14 protein-coding genes are annotated in these 16,434 nt (G+C 37.7%); 13 read left to right on the top strand and 1 reads right to left on the bottom strand.

Translation table 11 applies throughout. The features are described from left to right. Nucleotides 1–32 precede the first annotated feature (32 nt). Complete coding sequence (locus LMOATCC19117_RS10470; RefSeq protein WP_003734851.1) at nt 33–926, top strand: 2-dehydropantoate 2-reductase; 894 nt, start codon at nt 33–35, stop codon at nt 924–926. Next, the gene (locus LMOATCC19117_RS10465) at nt 919–1,305 is read left to right on the top strand and encodes a DUF3397 domain-containing protein (RefSeq protein ID WP_003726129.1); all 387 of its coding nucleotides are present in this window, start codon (nt 919–921) and stop codon (nt 1,303–1,305) included. The genes LMOATCC19117_RS10470 and LMOATCC19117_RS10465 overlap by 8 nt, the downstream gene beginning before the upstream one ends. On the opposite strand, the gene LMOATCC19117_RS10460 is transcribed toward LMOATCC19117_RS10465, so the two are convergent. Continuing rightward, on the bottom strand, nt 1,235–3,049 hold the full coding sequence (locus LMOATCC19117_RS10460; RefSeq protein ID WP_003742640.1) for an SgrR family transcriptional regulator: 1,815 nt from the start codon (nt 3,047–3,049) through the stop codon (nt 1,235–1,237). The genes LMOATCC19117_RS10465 and LMOATCC19117_RS10460 overlap by 71 nt on opposite strands. Before the next feature lie 116 nt (nt 3,050–3,165). Here LMOATCC19117_RS10460 and LMOATCC19117_RS10455 point away from each other — a divergent pair, with 116 nt between their 5' ends. The 11 genes from LMOATCC19117_RS10455 (at nt 3,166) to ftsA (ending at nt 16,375) form a co-directional block, all read left to right on the top strand. Continuing rightward, nucleotides 3,166–4,413: an MDR family MFS transporter gene (locus tag LMOATCC19117_RS10455; RefSeq protein ID WP_003742638.1), complete on the top strand. Its 1,248-nt coding sequence runs from the start codon at nt 3,166–3,168 to the stop codon at nt 4,411–4,413. Nucleotides 4,414–4,613: 200 nt separating this feature from the next. Beyond that, nucleotides 4,614–5,045, top strand: a complete 432-nt coding sequence (mraZ, locus tag LMOATCC19117_RS10445) for a division/cell wall cluster transcriptional repressor MraZ (RefSeq protein WP_003723756.1) — start codon at nt 4,614–4,616, stop codon at nt 5,043–5,045. Between the two features lie 12 nt (nt 5,046–5,057). After that, nucleotides 5,058–5,996 (top strand): 16S rRNA (cytosine(1402)-N(4))-methyltransferase RsmH, encoded by a 939-nt coding sequence (rsmH, locus tag LMOATCC19117_RS10440; RefSeq protein WP_003731344.1) that lies wholly within the window; start codon nt 5,058–5,060, stop codon nt 5,994–5,996. Nucleotides 5,997–6,012: 16 nt separating this feature from the next. Next, nucleotides 6,013–6,375, top strand: coding sequence for a cell division protein FtsL (gene ftsL, locus LMOATCC19117_RS10435; protein WP_003723754.1), 363 nt, complete (start codon nt 6,013–6,015; stop codon nt 6,373–6,375). Then, entirely contained in the window at nt 6,372–8,627 is a 2,256-nt protein-coding gene (locus LMOATCC19117_RS10430; RefSeq protein ID WP_003728331.1) for a penicillin-binding protein, read from the top strand. The genes ftsL and LMOATCC19117_RS10430 overlap by 4 nt, the downstream gene beginning before the upstream one ends. Before the next feature lie 174 nt (nt 8,628–8,801). Further along, nucleotides 8,802–10,277, top strand: a complete 1,476-nt coding sequence (locus LMOATCC19117_RS10425) for a UDP-N-acetylmuramoyl-L-alanyl-D-glutamate--2,6-diaminopimelate ligase (protein WP_003726123.1) — start codon at nt 8,802–8,804, stop codon at nt 10,275–10,277. A gap of 46 nt (nt 10,278–10,323) precedes the next feature. Then, the gene (mraY, locus tag LMOATCC19117_RS10420; RefSeq protein WP_003728332.1) at nt 10,324–11,298 is read left to right on the top strand and encodes a phospho-N-acetylmuramoyl-pentapeptide-transferase; all 975 of its coding nucleotides are present in this window, start codon (nt 10,324–10,326) and stop codon (nt 11,296–11,298) included. A gap of 141 nt (nt 11,299–11,439) precedes the next feature. Continuing rightward, nucleotides 11,440–12,807, top strand: a complete 1,368-nt coding sequence (gene murD / locus LMOATCC19117_RS10415) for a UDP-N-acetylmuramoyl-L-alanine--D-glutamate ligase (protein ID WP_003726818.1) — start codon at nt 11,440–11,442, stop codon at nt 12,805–12,807. Next, complete coding sequence (gene murG / locus LMOATCC19117_RS10410; RefSeq protein WP_003728333.1) at nt 12,804–13,895, top strand: undecaprenyldiphospho-muramoylpentapeptide beta-N-acetylglucosaminyltransferase; 1,092 nt, start codon at nt 12,804–12,806, stop codon at nt 13,893–13,895. The genes murD and murG overlap by 4 nt, the downstream gene beginning before the upstream one ends. A gap of 22 nt (nt 13,896–13,917) precedes the next feature. Then, entirely contained in the window at nt 13,918–14,730 is an 813-nt protein-coding gene (locus tag LMOATCC19117_RS10405; protein WP_003728334.1) for a cell division protein FtsQ/DivIB, read from the top strand. A gap of 364 nt (nt 14,731–15,094) precedes the next feature. Beyond that, complete coding sequence (gene ftsA, locus LMOATCC19117_RS10400) at nt 15,095–16,375, top strand: cell division protein FtsA (RefSeq protein WP_003734847.1); 1,281 nt, start codon at nt 15,095–15,097, stop codon at nt 16,373–16,375. Nucleotides 16,376–16,434: the final 59 nt, after the last annotated feature.

The following is a 16,434-nucleotide window of genomic DNA, read 5'->3' as shown; positions in this document are numbered from 1 at the left end:
TAAAAGCATTAATCAATATGGAGCTGAACTAAATGGCGAACCAACTAAAAGTAGGAATTATTGGAGCAGGAGCGATGGGGCTTTTATACGCAGCAAATTTTGCCAATACATCCGAGCTCACTCTTTTTACGCGGAGAAAAGAACAAAGCGATTTATTAAATCAAAAAGGTCTTTCTTTAAAAGATAATTCCGAATTAAAAAATATACATATACAAGCCACAGTAATAACAGATACTAAAAAGTTATCAGAACAACAATTATTAATTATCGCAGTTAAACAATACTCACTAAAAAGCATTTTGCCACTGCTACAGTCGATACCTGAACGAGTGCCGTTACTATTCATCCAAAATGGAGCGGCGCATTTAGATAGCATGCCGCTACTCGGTAATAAACGAACTATTTTGCTAGGTATTAGCGAACACGGGGCGGGGCGGGAAGATGATACAACAGTCATTTGGCGTGGTCATGGCCGAACAAAGTATAGTATTTATCAAGGCGAACTAAGTGAGGCGGTAACAAAAACATTAGACTCAAATCCAGATTTTCCAGTTGAAAAACATGCTAGTTACTTAGAAATTATAAGTGAAAAATTATTTATTAATGCAGTAATTAATCCGCTCACAGCTGTTCTTCAAGTCCAAAATGGAAAGCTCCTTGAAAATAAAGAATGGCACGAGTTATTAAAGACGATTGTAAAAGAAATACAAACGGTTTTGCCAGTAGAAAATGCTTTAGAAAAAGTGGAAGTAATCTGCCAAGTGACAGCTACTAATTTTTCTTCGATGGCTCTTGACCGAATGGATAATCGAATGACAGAAATTGATGGAATCGTGCTGCCAATTTTAGAAAAAGGGGAGTCACTTCCTACGCTTCATGCGTTATATCATCTAATTAAAGGGTTGGAAGGAGAAAGCGATGTTTGATTGGTTAACTAATTCAACAGCAATAATTATTATTTTACCAGTTGTGGTGTTTATTTTGACGATGTTTTTTTCCAGTTTCAAACTAAAGAAAAGTCAGCGGAGAATTATGTTGGCCGCTGACTTATCCACTATTTTCTTGATTATAGCTGTTCATTTTTTCATGATTGTGCTATTTAATCGCTCGTTCTTATTATATATTTTATTGTTTTTATTTATTTTAGGTATTGTAATTGTTGTCACGGCTGCAAAGAAAGAAGGCGAGATTCAGTTCCGCAAAATCCTACGTGGTTACTGGCGCCTATGCTTCTTCATTTTTGCGTTATTGTATGTGGCGCTTTACCTCTATGGGATTGTCTATAGTCTGGTTTTAATGTTTTAAGTGGGCTTATTTCAATCCACACTTTGCTTAAATCAAAATAACCATAAGGATTTTCTGCAATTCCTTTTATCATTGAATGAAGCGATTGACTTTTTTCCGGATGATGCAAGTAAATTAAATAATGATTTTCTGTTAACCAGCTATCAATGCTCGTTTGTAAGGCGTCTCTTTTGGAGGCGTCTTTTTCTGTTTTAAATGCATCGAGCTTTTCCGTAAGTTCTTTGATAATTGCTTGATTGAAAAGTTGTTGTGGCAACAGATAGGGGTTATTTAAAAAATCTAAATAAGCCATTTCGTCATCTGAGGCTGGGATTTCTCCCATCATCATGAAGTCGGTTTCTTTTGCTGGAACGTTGGAATAGGAAGCTTCCTGATGCGTAATGATTTTTCTTTCTAAGTTAATTCCGAATTCGACAGCTTGCTCTTGAATCCATTTTGACTCTTTTACAGCGGTAGGATGTTGGGTAGTTCCAAAAATAACTTTTTCGCCTTGGTAGTTTGCTTTTTTTAATAAAGTAGCGATTTTCTCAGGATGTTTTTTAGGTGGAAGGGATTTTTCAGGATAATAGTTAGATGCGACTGTCCCATAGTTTTCGAAATGTTGTTCACTTGCTTTTTGACAATCAATGAGATGGTAGATTGCCTCTCGAAATGCCGGATGTTGTGGGGCGCCATTTCGGTGCGTATTGAAACAAATAAAATTAACGCCAACACCAGGTTTACGACGTTCTACATAGGCGGGATTTTCCTCGTAATCAACGGAAGTGAATTGCATTGGAATGGTTTTTAAATTGTTTCCAGTTTGGGCGGTCCAAAATTCTACTCGATCAAGAATCGGTCTCTCGAGAAAATATCCATCAAAGGCTTCTAAGACCAAGCGCTCGTCATTCCGCTCTGCAACTCGAAAGGGACCAGTAGAAATCCATGTATATTCATCAAAAATAATATCTCGCGGTAAAATAGCCATATTCGCTGTGCATAAATAACGAATGAAAAAAGGGTCCGTTTTTTTTAGCTGAATGGAGATCGTGAATTTATTAGGGCAGTGGATGGATTGAATATCCTGTAATTGCCAGAAAGAAACCGATTCTGTTTGCATAGAACGCATCAAGGTGTGCTTTACATCCTCGCTATCCAGCATGCGTCCGTGATGAAATAAAACACTTTTTCGTAAATAAAATGTCCATTCCGTAAAATCATCAGATACTTTCCAGTGGTGTGCTATATGAGGTATAATTTTCTTTTTCTCTTCATCATATTTGACGAGAGAGTCACTAATTTGGGTGATGAGAAATGCTTCCATAGATACAGAAGTTTGAAGTGGGTCTAAGGTAGTGAGCTTGCGACGAACGATGGAGCGCAGAACTTCTTGTTGATTTTCTGTTACTTGCAAACCGAATATTTGTTGAATTTCCGTAGAGATACTTGTAAACCAGCTTTTAGGGATAGGCAATTGTAGCAAAAATAAAATATCGCTAAATGCATCTTCAGCCAAACTTTGTTCCAAAACGTCAAGAACCTCTAGTTCTAACTGTTTAGGAAAAATAATCCTTGAAACATTTCCTCGGCCTAGCCCAGGAAGATAAGTAAGCATTTTTTTCGCCTGATATTGTTGCAGTTTACGCTTGGCATTTTTAGTCGTACAAAACCAAATATTTGCCACATCATTTAATTTGAAAGACACTTCTAAATCGGTAGTTATATTGTATAAATGCGCGCGCATAGTGAAATAATCTTTATCCATAACAACAGCTCCGTCCTAAAAGGGGACAATATATGAAAATGAATACCCTTTTTAAATTTATGTATCCCTTTTATACTAGCAGAGAAGTCAGAAAAATTGCAAATGGAGGGGATGTCATGTTTAGAGAGTTGCACCCAAATATTCGTGCGCGGATATTAATTCAGTTTTTGAGTAAAGTAATTGGTTCGATGATTTTTCCTTTTATGGCAATTTATTTTTCAAGGGAAATTAATAGTAGTGTCGCCGGCTTTCTCTTGATGATTAATGTATTAGCACAATTTCTTGCTGGCATGTACGGTGGACATCTAGCGGATATTATTGGACGTAAAAAATTAATGGTCACCGGAGAACTGCTTAAAGTGTTTGCCTTTCTCGGGATGGTACTATGCAATTCCCCCATGTTTCATTCTCCGTGGATAACTTTTGTCATGTTACTTATTATTGGGGTAGCTCAGGGATTGATTAATCCAGCTGGAGAAGCAATGTTAATTGATGTAAGTACCCCAGAGAACCGTTCATTTATGTATTCGGTCAGTTATTGGGCGAATAATTTATCGATCATGATTGGAATTATGGTGGGGGGTTGGTTTTTTGTAGATTATCTGTTTCCTCTATTAGTTGTTCTTTTTATCATGTCATTTGTTACGGCATGGCTTACTATAAGCTTAATTTCCGAGACGTTGCAGCAAAAAGAAATGCCGCACAAAGGGTCATATGGACTAATGGGAATGCTTAAAAATTATGGACAAGTATTACATGATTATCGTTTTCTTCTATATACTATTGGTGGAATTGCTATCATGTCGATCGAGTTTCAACGGAGCAACTATATTTCGGTTCGTTTAGCAGAAGATGTGAAAGCGCTACTTGTACATTTGGGGCCACTTGGAAATATTTCTCTCAATGGAGTACAAATAGTGAGTGTGTTAACCGCTGTGAATACTTTATTTATTGTACTTTTTACCGTACCAATTGCGAGATTTGTGACTAAAAGGGCGCAGCAACCTATTATGTATGTAGGGTTTACTTTGTTTGCGCTTGGATTTGCAGTTTGTGCTTTCGCAAATAATCTAACAGTTTTACTTTTGGCGACGATGGTGCTCTCAATTGGTGAATTACTCTATGTACCAACACGTCAAACGATCTTAGCGGCAATTGTAGATGATGAAAGACGTGGGGCCTACATGGCATTTAATGGTATTATTTTCCAAATTGGTAAAATGATTGGTTCTGTAAGTTTAGTATTTGCACCATTTATTGGTAAATATGGCATGGGAGCTTTTACGATTACGCTGGGTGTTTTAAGTATAGTGTTCTCAGCAGTGGCACTAAAATCTGGTTGGGAAAAAGTGTTGGTAAAATAAATGTTGGTTCAAAGTGGGGAATCCCTCCACCAAGCCCCACATTGTTTTTTAAGAATTGAATTAGATGAAATGGCTTTAAATAAGGGATTGATCATTCTATGCTTTGGCTGGGATGATTTTTTTTACACTTTTTTAGGTTTTTGGTGGTGCGAAGTGGGGAGATGTGGTAAAGTGGTATGTATGAAAGTGGGTGAAGTCTAATGTTCATGGGAGAATATCAACACAACATCGATATAAAGGGCAGATTAATTGTGCCAGCTAAATTCCGTGAGCTTTTGGGGGATAATTTTGTTATAACCCGAGGACTTGATAAGTGTTTATTTGCTTATCCACAAGAGGAATGGAAAAAGCTTGAAGAAAAGCTCCAAACCTTACCACTTACTAAGAAAGATGCTCGTTCCTTTACACGTTTCTTCTTTTCCGGTGCGTCTGAATGTGAACTAGACAAACAAGGCCGGATTAATATTCCATCCAACTTACTACAGTATGCGGATTTGGAAAAAGAAACAGTTATTATCGGGGTTTCTAGTCGTATTGAAATTTGGAGTAAATCAGAGTGGGATGATGTCTTTAACGAGGCAGAAGAATCTTTTGCTGATTTAGCCGAAAATATGATTGGCTTTGATATTTAAGGGGGTAAACGCATGTTTAAACACGAAACCGTATTACTACATGAAACAGTCGATATGCTTGAAGTAAAACCAGACGGAATCTATGTCGATGCAACACTTGGCGGCGCAGGTCACTCCGAGTATTTACTAAATAAGCTTAATGAAAAAGGGCATTTATTTGCATTTGACCAAGATCAAACAGCAATTGATAATGCAAAAATTAAACTAGCAGATTATAGCGATAAAGTGACTTTTATTAAAGCCAATTTTCGCGATATGAAAGAAGCATTAAATGAGCGTGGTATCGAAGCGGTTGATGGGATTTTGTATGATTTAGGCGTTTCATCCCCACAACTAGACGAGAGAGAACGTGGTTTTAGTTATCACCAAGACGCTGCACTGGATATGCGAATGGATCAAGAACAAGAATTGACAGCAAAAATAGTTGTTAACGAATGGTCTTATCAAGATTTAATCCGTATCTTTTTCCAATATGGCGAAGAAAAATTTTCGAAACAAATTGCTCGTGAAATCGAACGTCGTCGTGAAGTAAAGCCAATTGAAACAACAGGCGAACTAGTAGATATTATCAAAACAGCTATCCCGGCTCCAGCAAGAAGAAAAGGCGGACATCCAGGGAAACGCACTTTTCAAGCCATCCGAATTGCCGTTAACGACGAACTCGGTGCAGTAGAAGATTCGCTTGAAAAAGCCTTAACTTTATTAAAACCAGGCGGCAGAATTAGCGTAATTACGTTTCATTCTTTAGAAGACCGCATTACAAAACACTTATTCCAAGAAGCGACAAAAGGACCAGATTTACCACCAGGTCTTCCTGTCATTCCAGATGAATATAAACCAGATTTCAAACTTGCGACAAGAAAACCAATCGTACCAAGTGAAGAAGAACTGGAACAAAATAACCGAGCGCGTTCAGCAAAATTACGCGTGATTGAAAAAATTATCAAATAGCAGGAGTTGAAAAAATGTGAGCAATGTCGCCTATAAATCGAATCTCGAGCCAAATAGAGTACATAGAGAAGCGGAACAACCTAAAAAACAAATCCTAAAACGTGGTCAAATGACACTTGGAGAAAAAGTAATCATCACGATTGCGCTTGCGATTGTTTTAGTTGTTGCTTTTCGTATAATTAGCGTACAAGCGCAAATTTACACAGTGAACCAAGAAATTCAAACAAAAGAAACCAAAATTCTCGAACAACAAAAATCAAATGAAGACTTAAAAGTAGAAGTAAAAGATTTAGGGAGATATGAACGTATTTTGAAAATCGCTAAAGAAAAAGGGCTAAAACTTGATGGCGATAATGTGAAAGTGGTAGATGGTCAATGAAACGGCGTATAGGTAACATGAGAAGGGGAGCTCTTGTGCTTTTTATCTTTTTCACAATTCTCTTTCTCTTGGTTTCTGGCCGTTTTCTTTATTTGCAAATTACGGGAGAAGCAAATGGGGTACCTCTTGCAGCAAAAGCATCTAAACAACATTTGAAAAGCAGTGTTCTCGAAGCAAAGCGTGGCTCCATTTTAGATCGTAAAGGAGAAGTGCTAGCGGAGGATACGGCTTCTTACACGGTTGCAGCAGTAGTTAGCGATAAACTTTCCAAAACAACGAAAAATCCAATGCGTGTTGTTGACGAAGAAAAAACGGCTCGAATTCTTGCCAAGTATATTCCTATGGATGAATCTGATATTCTAGATAAACTCAATGAAAAAGGAAAATACCAAGTCGAATTCGGCGCTGCCGGTAAAAATATTTCTACAGAAACAAAAGCAAAAATTGACAAAGAAAATTTACCAGGTATTGAATTTACTCGTCAATCAGAACGTTTCTATCCTAATGGAACGTTTGCAACACAATTAATTGGTTTTGCCCAACAAGAAGAAGAAAAGAATACTACAGTTTTAGAAGGTAAAATGGGTATTGAATCCCGTTACAATGATATTTTGACAGGCAAGAATGGCAAAATTGATTACAGTACAGACAGAATGGGCTATATTTTGCCTAACTCTAAAAACAAAGTAACGGAAGCAAAAGACGGCAAAGATATTACGCTAACGCTAGATAAAAAAATTCAAACCTTTTTAGAAGATACGATGACAACTGTGGATGCAAAGTACAAACCTAAAAACATGATGGCAGTTGTAGCTGATCCGAAAACAGGTGAAATTTTGGCTATTAGTCAACGTCCTTCTTTCAACCCTGCTGATCGATCTACTATTACTGGAAACAGCTCCAGTATTTGGCAAGATTTACCTGTTGAGTATGCTTATGAGCCAGGTTCGGTAATGAAAATTATTTCTCTTGCATCTGCTATTGATACGAACGCATATAATGCCAATGAATATTATCAATCGGGTTCATACAAAGTAGGAGATATCGCAATTCATGACCATAATAACGGTAATGGTTGGGGGTCTATTACGTACCGTGAAGGGGTAGAACGCTCTAGTAACGTTGCATTTGCCAAACTTTTAAACAAAATGGGGACCGATACGTTTAAAACATATTTAGACAAATTTGGTTTTGGTAAGAAAACAGGTATTGCTTTACCTAATGAAACAAGCGGGAAAATTTTATATAACTATCCAATTGAGAAAGTAACAACCGTTTTCGGCCAAGGAACAACCGTTTCAATGATGCAAATGATTCAAGCTGCTTCGGCTATCGCAAGTGATGGCACGATGAAAGAACCATATGTTGTTTCAAGTGTCAAAGATCCAAACACAGGCGAAGAAACCGATACTAAAACAAAAATTGCTGGAAAACCAATTAGTGCAGAAACAGCGAAGAAAACGCGTGACGAATTAAAAAACGTTATTAGCGGCGAACATGGTACTGGTAAATTATATGCGATTCCGGGATACGATGTAGCTGGTAAAACCGGTACATCACAAATTCCAGATCCGAAAACTGGTAAGTATATGACTGGAGCAGATAATTATATATTCTCTTTCTTAGGAATGGCACCAGCGGATAATCCGGAGTTAGTAATCTATGTGACAATGCAACAACCACAATTGTCCGGCAGTCAGACTGGCGGAGAAGCAGTCTCAGAAGTTTTTAATCCTGTAATGAAAAACAGTCTACAATATATGAACATCAAACCAGGCGATGCAGAAAAACTAGCTTCCGAAAAAGTACCAGTCTTAGCAGGAAAAACAATAGATGAAGCTAAAAAAATAGTGAAAGATAAAGGATTAGAACCAATTATAGTCGGCAACGGCAAAAAAATTGTCCAACAACTTCCGCAAGCGAACGCCGAAATCATGCAAGGTCAAAAAGTTATTTTAATGACAGATGGTGACATGACTGCCCCTGACATGGTAACTTGGTCGAAAGACGATGCGCTAAAAGTTTCTGAAATAACTGGTATTCCGTTTGAGTTTAGTGGAAATGGTTACGTGAAGAGCCAAAGTGTATCTGCGGGTAGCGTAATTAATAGTGAAACAAAAATGAAAATAACTCTCGCCCCACCAGAAGAAATAAGTGCATTTAATCAAAATCACGATCAAGATACAGCAGAAAAAAATAAAAAAGCAACTGACATCCAAGAGAATGCCGGTATCGGTGATTTGCTCAATTAATAATAGGAAGATAGAAGTATGTCAGCTTTACAAAGTGGCATACTTCTAACTTTAAATGCAATCTGTGTCTTTTGTCGTGGTAGATATAGTTTGTTGTTTTTGCTAAGATAGAAAAGGATTCTTTTTGGTTTTAGCAAAAATAACAGAAAGAATAAGTTTGAGGAGATGGCAAGAATGAAGTTAAATGAACTAATGCAAGCTATCCCGGTTTTTACTGGCGAGGCAAGTGAAACAATTGAAATTAGCCATATCGCCCAAGATAGTAGAAAAGTAAAACCAGGGACGTTGTTTATTTGTATAGATGGAGAATTGGTGGATGGACATCAATTTGCATCACGTGCAGTAGAACTAGGAGCGGTAGCAATTATCGCGGAAAAACAATTAGATGTATCGATTCCTGTCATTTATGTAAGAGATTCAAAACGTGCTATGGCGATGTTAGCCGATTACTTTTATGGATCTCCAACCCAAGCATTAAAGCTCGTTGGGATTACTGGGACAAATGGGAAGACGACCGTGAGCCACTTAGTGGAACAAATCGTGCGCGAAAATGGCGAGCAAACAGGTTTGATTGGCACGATGTATCGCAAAATTGGCGACCAAATTTTAGAAACAAAAAATACAACGCCAGATAGCCTCACTTTACAAGAAACATTCCGGGACATGTTACTTAGTGGAGTGAGCACAGCTGTGATGGAAGTATCCTCGCATGCACTCGTTCAAGGTCGCGTATATGGTTCAGATTACGATGTTGCTGTATTTATGAATTTGTCTCAAGATCATTTGGATTATCATCATACAATGGAAGAATACGCCAATGCAAAAAGCTTATTGTTTGCGCAACTAGGCAACAGCTACCATACAAGTAACCCAAAAATTGCTGTGTTAAACGCGGATGACGAGGAAAGCGTGCGTATGCAAAAAGCAACAGCTGCTCATGTAATCACTTTTGGGATAAAACAACAAGCTGACTTCAAAGCAAGTAATATCAGAATTACTAGCCATGGTTCTACATTTGATTTACGGACACCAATTGGTAATTTTACATTGAAAATAAAAATGATTGGAAACTTTAGTGTTTATAACGTATTGGCTGCGATTGCAACTAGCTTTGCGCTACATATCCCTATGGAAAAAGCAATTAAAACAGTGGAAAGCATACCGGGTGTCAAAGGCCGTTTTGAACTTGTGCATGCAGGGCAAGAGTTCCCTGTTATAGTTGATTACGCCCATACTCCAGACGGCTTGCTAAATGTATTAGAAACAATTGCTGAGTTTGCAGAAAAACGCGTTTTTGTCGTTGTTGGTTGTGGCGGGGACCGTGATAAAGGAAAACGTCCACAAATGGCAAAAATCGCTGTAGATTATGCAACAAATCCTATTTTTACATCAGATAATCCGCGGAGTGAAAATCCGCGTGCGATTATTGAAGATATGATTCAAGGTGTTCCATATAGTGATTCTTATGTGGTTCACGAAAACCGCCGAGATGCGATTCGTTTTGCAGTAAATGAAGCAGAAGCAGGGGATGTTATTCTGATTGCTGGAAAAGGTCATGAAGATTATCAAGTGATTGGTGACGAGGTTATTGATTTTGATGACCGAGTAGAAGCCCGAATAGCTATTGAAAAAAAACTTGGACTCGCATAAAATATGAAGTGAAGTGCTTTGACAAACAGATTGGGGAGAATTTATTGTGTCTTTATACATGTTAGTATCAACATTTGCAGTTGCTTTTATCATTACGGTGATAGGTGTACCACTATTTATACCATTCTTGGTGAAATTAAAATTCGGCCAAAGTATTAGAGATGAAGGTCCGAAAATGCATGAAAAGAAATCAGGGACACCGACAATGGGGGCAGTTGTTTTCATTACTGCAATGCTTATTAGTTTCTTGATCTTTTCGTTCATCAGTGGTGAAGTTAGTGCAGCTACGTGGCTGCTATTCATCGCGCTGGCACTATTTGGCGCATTAGGTTTCCTAGATGACTATATCAAAGTAGTTCAAAAACGTAATCTAGGCCTTACTTCAAAGCAGAAGTTTTTAGGTCAAGTGGCAATTTCGATTTTATTCTATCTGGTATATCATTTAAATGGTTTTGCTGAGACGCTTAATATTCCGTTTACAAATATAGAAGTGGATCTTGGTTGGTTCTTTGTTATCTTTATTTTGTTCTGGTTAGTTGGTTTCTCTAATGCAGTTAATTTAACAGATGGTTTAGATGGTCTTGTCTCTGGCCTTTCTGTCATTGCTTTTTCTGCTTTTGGTGTCATTGCATTTTACCAAGAACAAATGGATGTCGCGATTTTCTGTTTTGCGATTGTGGGCGGTATGCTTGGATTTCTACTATTTAATAAAAATCCAGCGAAAATCTTCATGGGAGATACTGGTTCGCTTGCACTCGGTGGAAGTATCGCCGCAATTTCTATTTTAGTACATCAAGAATGGCTGTTACTCTTAATCGGAATTATTTTCGTTATTGAAACAGCATCTGTTATATTGCAAGTATTTTATTTTAAGGCAACTGGAGGAAAACGAATCTTCCGTATGACACCAATTCATCATCACTTTGAACTTGGTGGCTGGTCCGAATGGCGTGTTGTTTTAACGTTCTGGGGAATCGGGTTAATCGGAGCAATTATTTCTGTCTGTGTAGTCATTTTTTAAATAATGCGCCGTAATCTTTTTACGGCAAAAGCGTCTCTAGTTAGCTGTTTTTTTACAGAATCTGGTTGGCGCTTTCCGTCGTTTTTGTGAAAATCATAAATTCGACCGCCAATTTTGATATAAATGGGGGAACCAAAGGAAATGAAAAAAATTGAAATGTACCATCACAAAAAAGTACTTGTCTTGGGTCTTGCAAGAAGTGGTGTTAGCGCGGCAACAATTATGCACAAACTGGGAGCATTTGTAACTGTTAATGATCAAAAACCTTTTAGCGAGAATCCAGAAGCACAAGGTTTACTTGAGCAAGGTATTAAAGTTATTTGCGGTTCGCACCCAATTGAACTTTTAGATGAAGGATTTGAACTTGTCATAAAAAATCCTGGAATTCCGTACAACAACCCAATGATTGAAAAAGCGTTAAAACTCAAAATTCCAGTCATTACGGAAGTCGAATTAGCTTACCAAATATCTGAAGCACCAATTGTTGGTATTACAGGAACAAATGGTAAAACGACAACAACCACAATCATCCACCATATGTTAAATGCGCACAAAGAAAATAGTTCTTTACTCGCAGGAAACATCGGTTTTCCGGCATCCGCAGTTGCAGAAAATGCGACCAGTGATCAATACATTTCGATGGAGCTTTCTTCGTTCCAATTAATGGGCGTAGAAACATTTAAACCGCATATTTCCGTCATCACGAATATTTATGAAGCGCATTTAGATTACCATACAGACCGTAGTGAATACGTTCAAGCAAAATGGCATATCCAAAAAAATCAAACAGCAGATGATTTCCTAGTAATTAATTGGGATCAAGAAGAGCTTAAAAACCTAACAAAACAAACTAAAGCACAAGTTATTCCGTTTTCAACCACACAACGCCTTGGTCAAGGAAGCTACGTGCAAAATGGCAATATTATGTTCAACGATGAAGTGATTGGCGCACGTGACAATATTTTACTTCCAGGAGAGCATAATTTAGAAAATGTGCTTGCTTCCGTAGCAGTAGCAAAAACGTTAGGTGTTACAAATGAAGAAATCATGCACGTATTAGAAACGTTTAAAGGTGTAGAGCACCGGACACAATTTGTTGTAGAATGGCAAGGTCGTAAATTCTATAACGATTCAAAAGCAACGAATATTCTAGCAACTCAAAGTGCATTAAAAGGGTTTAAAAATCCAGTCGTGTTACTGGCTGGTGGGTTGGACCGTGGTAATTCATTTGACGAATTACTACCATTTTTCAAAAATGTAAAAGCGTTAATTGTCTTTGGCGAAACAGCAGATAAAATTGGCCGCGTTGGGAAAATCGCTGGCATTGACGTACATTACGTGGATAATGTCGAGGCAGCTGTTCCAGTTGCGTACCGCGAATCAGCACCAGGAGATATTATCTTACTTTCACCAGCATGTGCGAGTTGGGATCAATACCGAACATTTGAAGTTCGCGGGAATGCCTATATGGACGCAATCGGCGAGCTAATAGAAGAGGTGGAAAAATGAAAGTAGCAATAAGTGGTGGCGGTACTGGTGGACACGTTTATCCAGCGCTTGCTCTCATCAGAGAATTAAAAAAAATTCATCCTGAAGCGGAATTTTTATATATCGGAACAGAAAAAGGCCTAGAAGCTGGAATCGTTAAACGTGAAGGGATTCCGTTTGAAGCTATTGAAATTACTGGTTTCAAACGTTCATTATCGTTAGAAAATATTAAAACAGTAATGCGTTTTCTGAGCGGCGCGAAAAAAAGTAAACAAATTTTGCGCGATTTTAAACCGGATGTCGTTATCGGAACAGGTGGTTATGTTTGTGGTCCAGTCGTTTATGCAGCCGCAAAACTTAAAATTCCTACTTTAATCCACGAACAAAATAGTGTTGCTGGATTAACGAATAAATTTTTAAGCCGCTACACAGATAAAGTAGCCATTTGTTTTGAAGAAGTAAGTGATTCTTTCGCATCGGAAAAAATCGTTTTCACTGGTAATCCACGTGCTTCTGAAGTTGTAGGTGTGGACTCGGAAGGTGCACTGGAAACTTACGGACTAGTTTCAGGGAAGCCAACTGTGCTTGTTTTTGGAGGCAGTAGAGGAGCTCGCGGCGTGAATGAAGCGGTAGAAGCTATTTTGCCAGAATGGAATAATCGGGATTTTCAGCTACTTTATGTAACGGGCGATGTACACTATGAAAAAATAAAAGATTCTTTGGCGGAGTTGAATTTGGGTAATCATATTAGTGTTCAACCATTTATTTATGATATGCCAAAAATTTTAAACGCTGTGACGCTCGTTGTTTCAAGAGCAGGAGCGACTACACTTGCAGAACTTACAGCGCTAGGGGTTCCAAGTATTTTGATACCTAGTCCATACGTGACAGCAAACCACCAAGAAAATAACGCTCGCGCTTTAGAAAAAAATAATGCAGCTATCGTAATTACAGAAGCAGAATTAAAAAATACCGATTTAATGGCGACAGTTGATTCGATTTTGAATGACGAGGCGAAATTAAATGGTATGAAGCTAAGTGCTAAACAAATGGGGCGCCCAGATGCAGCAGCGAAATTAGTAGAAGCAGTCCTTAGCATTATGAAATAAATCGCAGAAAGGAGCGAATAAAATGGCTGAAAATAAACGAGTAATTTCAATTGAAAATCGCATACCAGAACTCAAAAAATACCGCAAAAAAAAATTAGTAAGACACTTAGCCATTTTAATCGGAATTTTTGTGATTTTGATCGCCATTACCCTCTATTTCCTCTCCCCACTCAGTAAATTAGATAAAATTGCTGTAAGTGGTAATAAGCAACTTACAGAGAATGAAGTAAGAAAAGAAAGTGGACTCGAAATTGGTGAGTTTGTCATCGGGATAAGTAATGGAAAAACTGAGGATACCCTCAAAAAAAATACCCTTATTAAAGATGCTACCGTTTCTAAAGAAGGGATAAATGATGTTCAAATTAATATCACCGAATTTAAAACGATAGGCTATCAACAACAAGATGGTAAATACTATGATGTGCTAGAAAGTGGCATCATGTTAACGGATCAACCAAGACAATTCCCAATTGGAAATGATTTGCTATTTCAAAACTTTAAAAACGGTAAAACACTTGAGAAAATGGTAGCACAAATTAATAAGTTACCAAAAGATGTTGTTAGTTCGATCTCGGAAGTGATTTATAGTCCAACTAAAACTGATAAAAACCATATTAAATTATATATGAACGACGGGAATCAGGTTTCCGCAGATATTAGTACTTTCGCTGAGAAAATGCAACATTATCCAGCCATTGTCGCTCAACTTGCTAAAGGACAAAAAGGAGTTATTGATATTGAAGTAGGTTCTTATTTCCAAAGTTATTACCAACAGAATGCCGAGAAAAAGGCAGCCGAAGAAGCAGCTAAAGAGAAGAAAGAAACAAATGAATAATATTTTTTTCTTCTCGCCAATTTTTGGCAAATTTATAGATAACAGATGTTTCAAAAAGGTAACAAAACGATGACCTCAAGTCAGGAGATGCCAACACTTGTTCGCTTTTTGAATAAAATGAAAAAAATATCTTAAGAATTTGCCAAAAAATGTTCTTTGTGCTTTTATTACCTTCTTTCTTAGTGTAGACTGTAAATAAGTGATTTTGTATGTTAGGCAGAATGGGCAATCATTCTACACTGACGCCATAAAAATAAAGAAATTTCATAGCTTTTCAAGAAAGTTAAAAAACCGGCTTTTGCTCGGTATAAAAAAATGAAATAAATACATGTTAAATGACTAGAATAAAAGGAGGTGCCGATAAATGGGTGATAGCGAAATTTATGTAAGTTTAGACATTGGAACAGCTTCTGTGAAAGTAATCATCGCAGAAATGGCTGACGATAGACTCAATATTATCGGTGTTGGGAATGTCGAATCTTCCGGGATTAAAAAAGGAATTATTATCGACATAGACAAGACTGTAGAATCCATTAAAAAGGCAATTGAACAAGCAGAAAGAATGGTTGGCGTTGAAATTTCTCAAGTAATAGTTGGGGTAGTATCGAGTCAAGTGCATTTAGAAGCTTGCCGAGGAATTGTGGCAGTAGGTAGCGAAAATCGTGAAATTACAGATGAAGATGTCTGGAATGTAATGGATGCCGCTCAAGTTGTTCCTCTATCTCCTGAAAGAGAAATTATTAACACTATTCCAGATCAATTTGTTGTAGATGGATTAACTGGGATTACAGATCCACGTGGAATGATTGGTGTTCGTCTAGAAATGGAAGGCACATTAATCACTGGTTCAAAAACAATTTTACATAATACATTACGTTGTGTGGAACGTGCAGGCCTTGAAATTTCTGATATTGCTTTACAACCACTTGCAGAGGCATCCATTTCCTTATCAGAAGATGATAAAGAATTTGGAACAGCACTCGTGAATGTTGGAGCAGGAACTACAACCGTTAGCGTGTTTGAACAAGGACGACTAACTTATACTGGTGTCATTCCAGTTGGTGGAGATAATATCACGAAAGACTTATCACTTGGACTAAACACTTCTACTGCAAATGCCGATCGCGTTAAATTGGATCATGGCTATGCATTTTATGATGATGCTTCTCCAGATGAAGTTTTTGCTATTGATGTTATCGGTAGTGACCAAAAACAACATTTTACACAAGTAGAAGCAGCAGATATTATCGAAGCGCGTATGGAAGAAATTTTCCAATTAGTAGTGGAAGAACTTACTCGTGTCGGTAAAACGCATCTTCCAGGAGGTTATGTACTAACTGGTGGTTCGATGGCTATTCCAGGAGCAATTGATTTGGCTGGAAAAACCTTAGCAGCGCATGTTAGACTAGCGATTCCTGATTATATTGGTGTTCGGGAACCTTCCTTTACAACCGCAGTAGGCTTAATTAAATATGCTTATCAAATGGCTGAATTAGAAGGACGCGACGTAAGCAGTTCGGCAAGCGAACCTCGTTACGACGATGAAGCACCAAAACAAAAGCAACCTAAACCAAAACAAAAGAAATCAGATGACGAAAAAGTATCAACGAAAATGAAGAATTTTTTCGGCGCATTTTTTGAATAAAAGCGAATAGCTGATAGTCCAGCAAGAAAATCGTATCGTATAAATCGGCAAATAGGAGG

Source organism: Listeria monocytogenes ATCC 19117 (genome assembly GCF_000307025.1).
In the GTDB taxonomy this organism is placed as follows: Bacteria; Bacillota; Bacilli; order Lactobacillales; family Listeriaceae; genus Listeria; species Listeria monocytogenes_B.
The sequence above is the reverse complement of the archived record's forward strand: the minus strand, read 5'-3'. Positions and strand labels throughout refer to the sequence as shown.

What these genes read in the sequence shown, in the direction of transcription:
- LMOATCC19117_RS10455 (WP_003742638.1), top strand. Translation starts at nt 3,166, where the DNA reads ATGTTTAGAGAGTTGCACCCAAATATTCGTGCGCGGATATTAATTCAG.
- mraZ (WP_003723756.1), top strand. Translation starts at nt 4,614, where the DNA reads ATGTTCATGGGAGAATATCAACACAACATCGATATAAAGGGCAGATTA.
- LMOATCC19117_RS10470 (WP_003734851.1), top strand. Translation starts at nt 33, where the DNA reads ATGGCGAACCAACTAAAAGTAGGAATTATTGGAGCAGGAGCGATGGGG.
- LMOATCC19117_RS10465 (WP_003726129.1), top strand. Translation starts at nt 919, where the DNA reads ATGTTTGATTGGTTAACTAATTCAACAGCAATAATTATTATTTTACCA.
- rsmH (WP_003731344.1), top strand. Translation starts at nt 5,058, where the DNA reads ATGTTTAAACACGAAACCGTATTACTACATGAAACAGTCGATATGCTT.
- LMOATCC19117_RS10425 (WP_003726123.1), top strand. Translation starts at nt 8,802, where the DNA reads ATGAAGTTAAATGAACTAATGCAAGCTATCCCGGTTTTTACTGGCGAG.
- murD (WP_003726818.1), top strand. Translation starts at nt 11,440, where the DNA reads ATGAAAAAAATTGAAATGTACCATCACAAAAAAGTACTTGTCTTGGGT.
- LMOATCC19117_RS10405 (WP_003728334.1), top strand. Translation starts at nt 13,918, where the DNA reads ATGGCTGAAAATAAACGAGTAATTTCAATTGAAAATCGCATACCAGAA.
- ftsA (WP_003734847.1), top strand. Translation starts at nt 15,095, where the DNA reads ATGGGTGATAGCGAAATTTATGTAAGTTTAGACATTGGAACAGCTTCT.
- LMOATCC19117_RS10460 (WP_003742640.1), bottom strand. Translation starts at nt 3,049, where the DNA reads ATGGATAAAGATTATTTCACTATGCGCGCGCATTTATACAATATAACT.
- murG (WP_003728333.1), top strand. Translation starts at nt 12,804, where the DNA reads ATGAAAGTAGCAATAAGTGGTGGCGGTACTGGTGGACACGTTTATCCA.
- LMOATCC19117_RS10430 (WP_003728331.1), top strand. Translation starts at nt 6,372, where the DNA reads ATGAAACGGCGTATAGGTAACATGAGAAGGGGAGCTCTTGTGCTTTTT.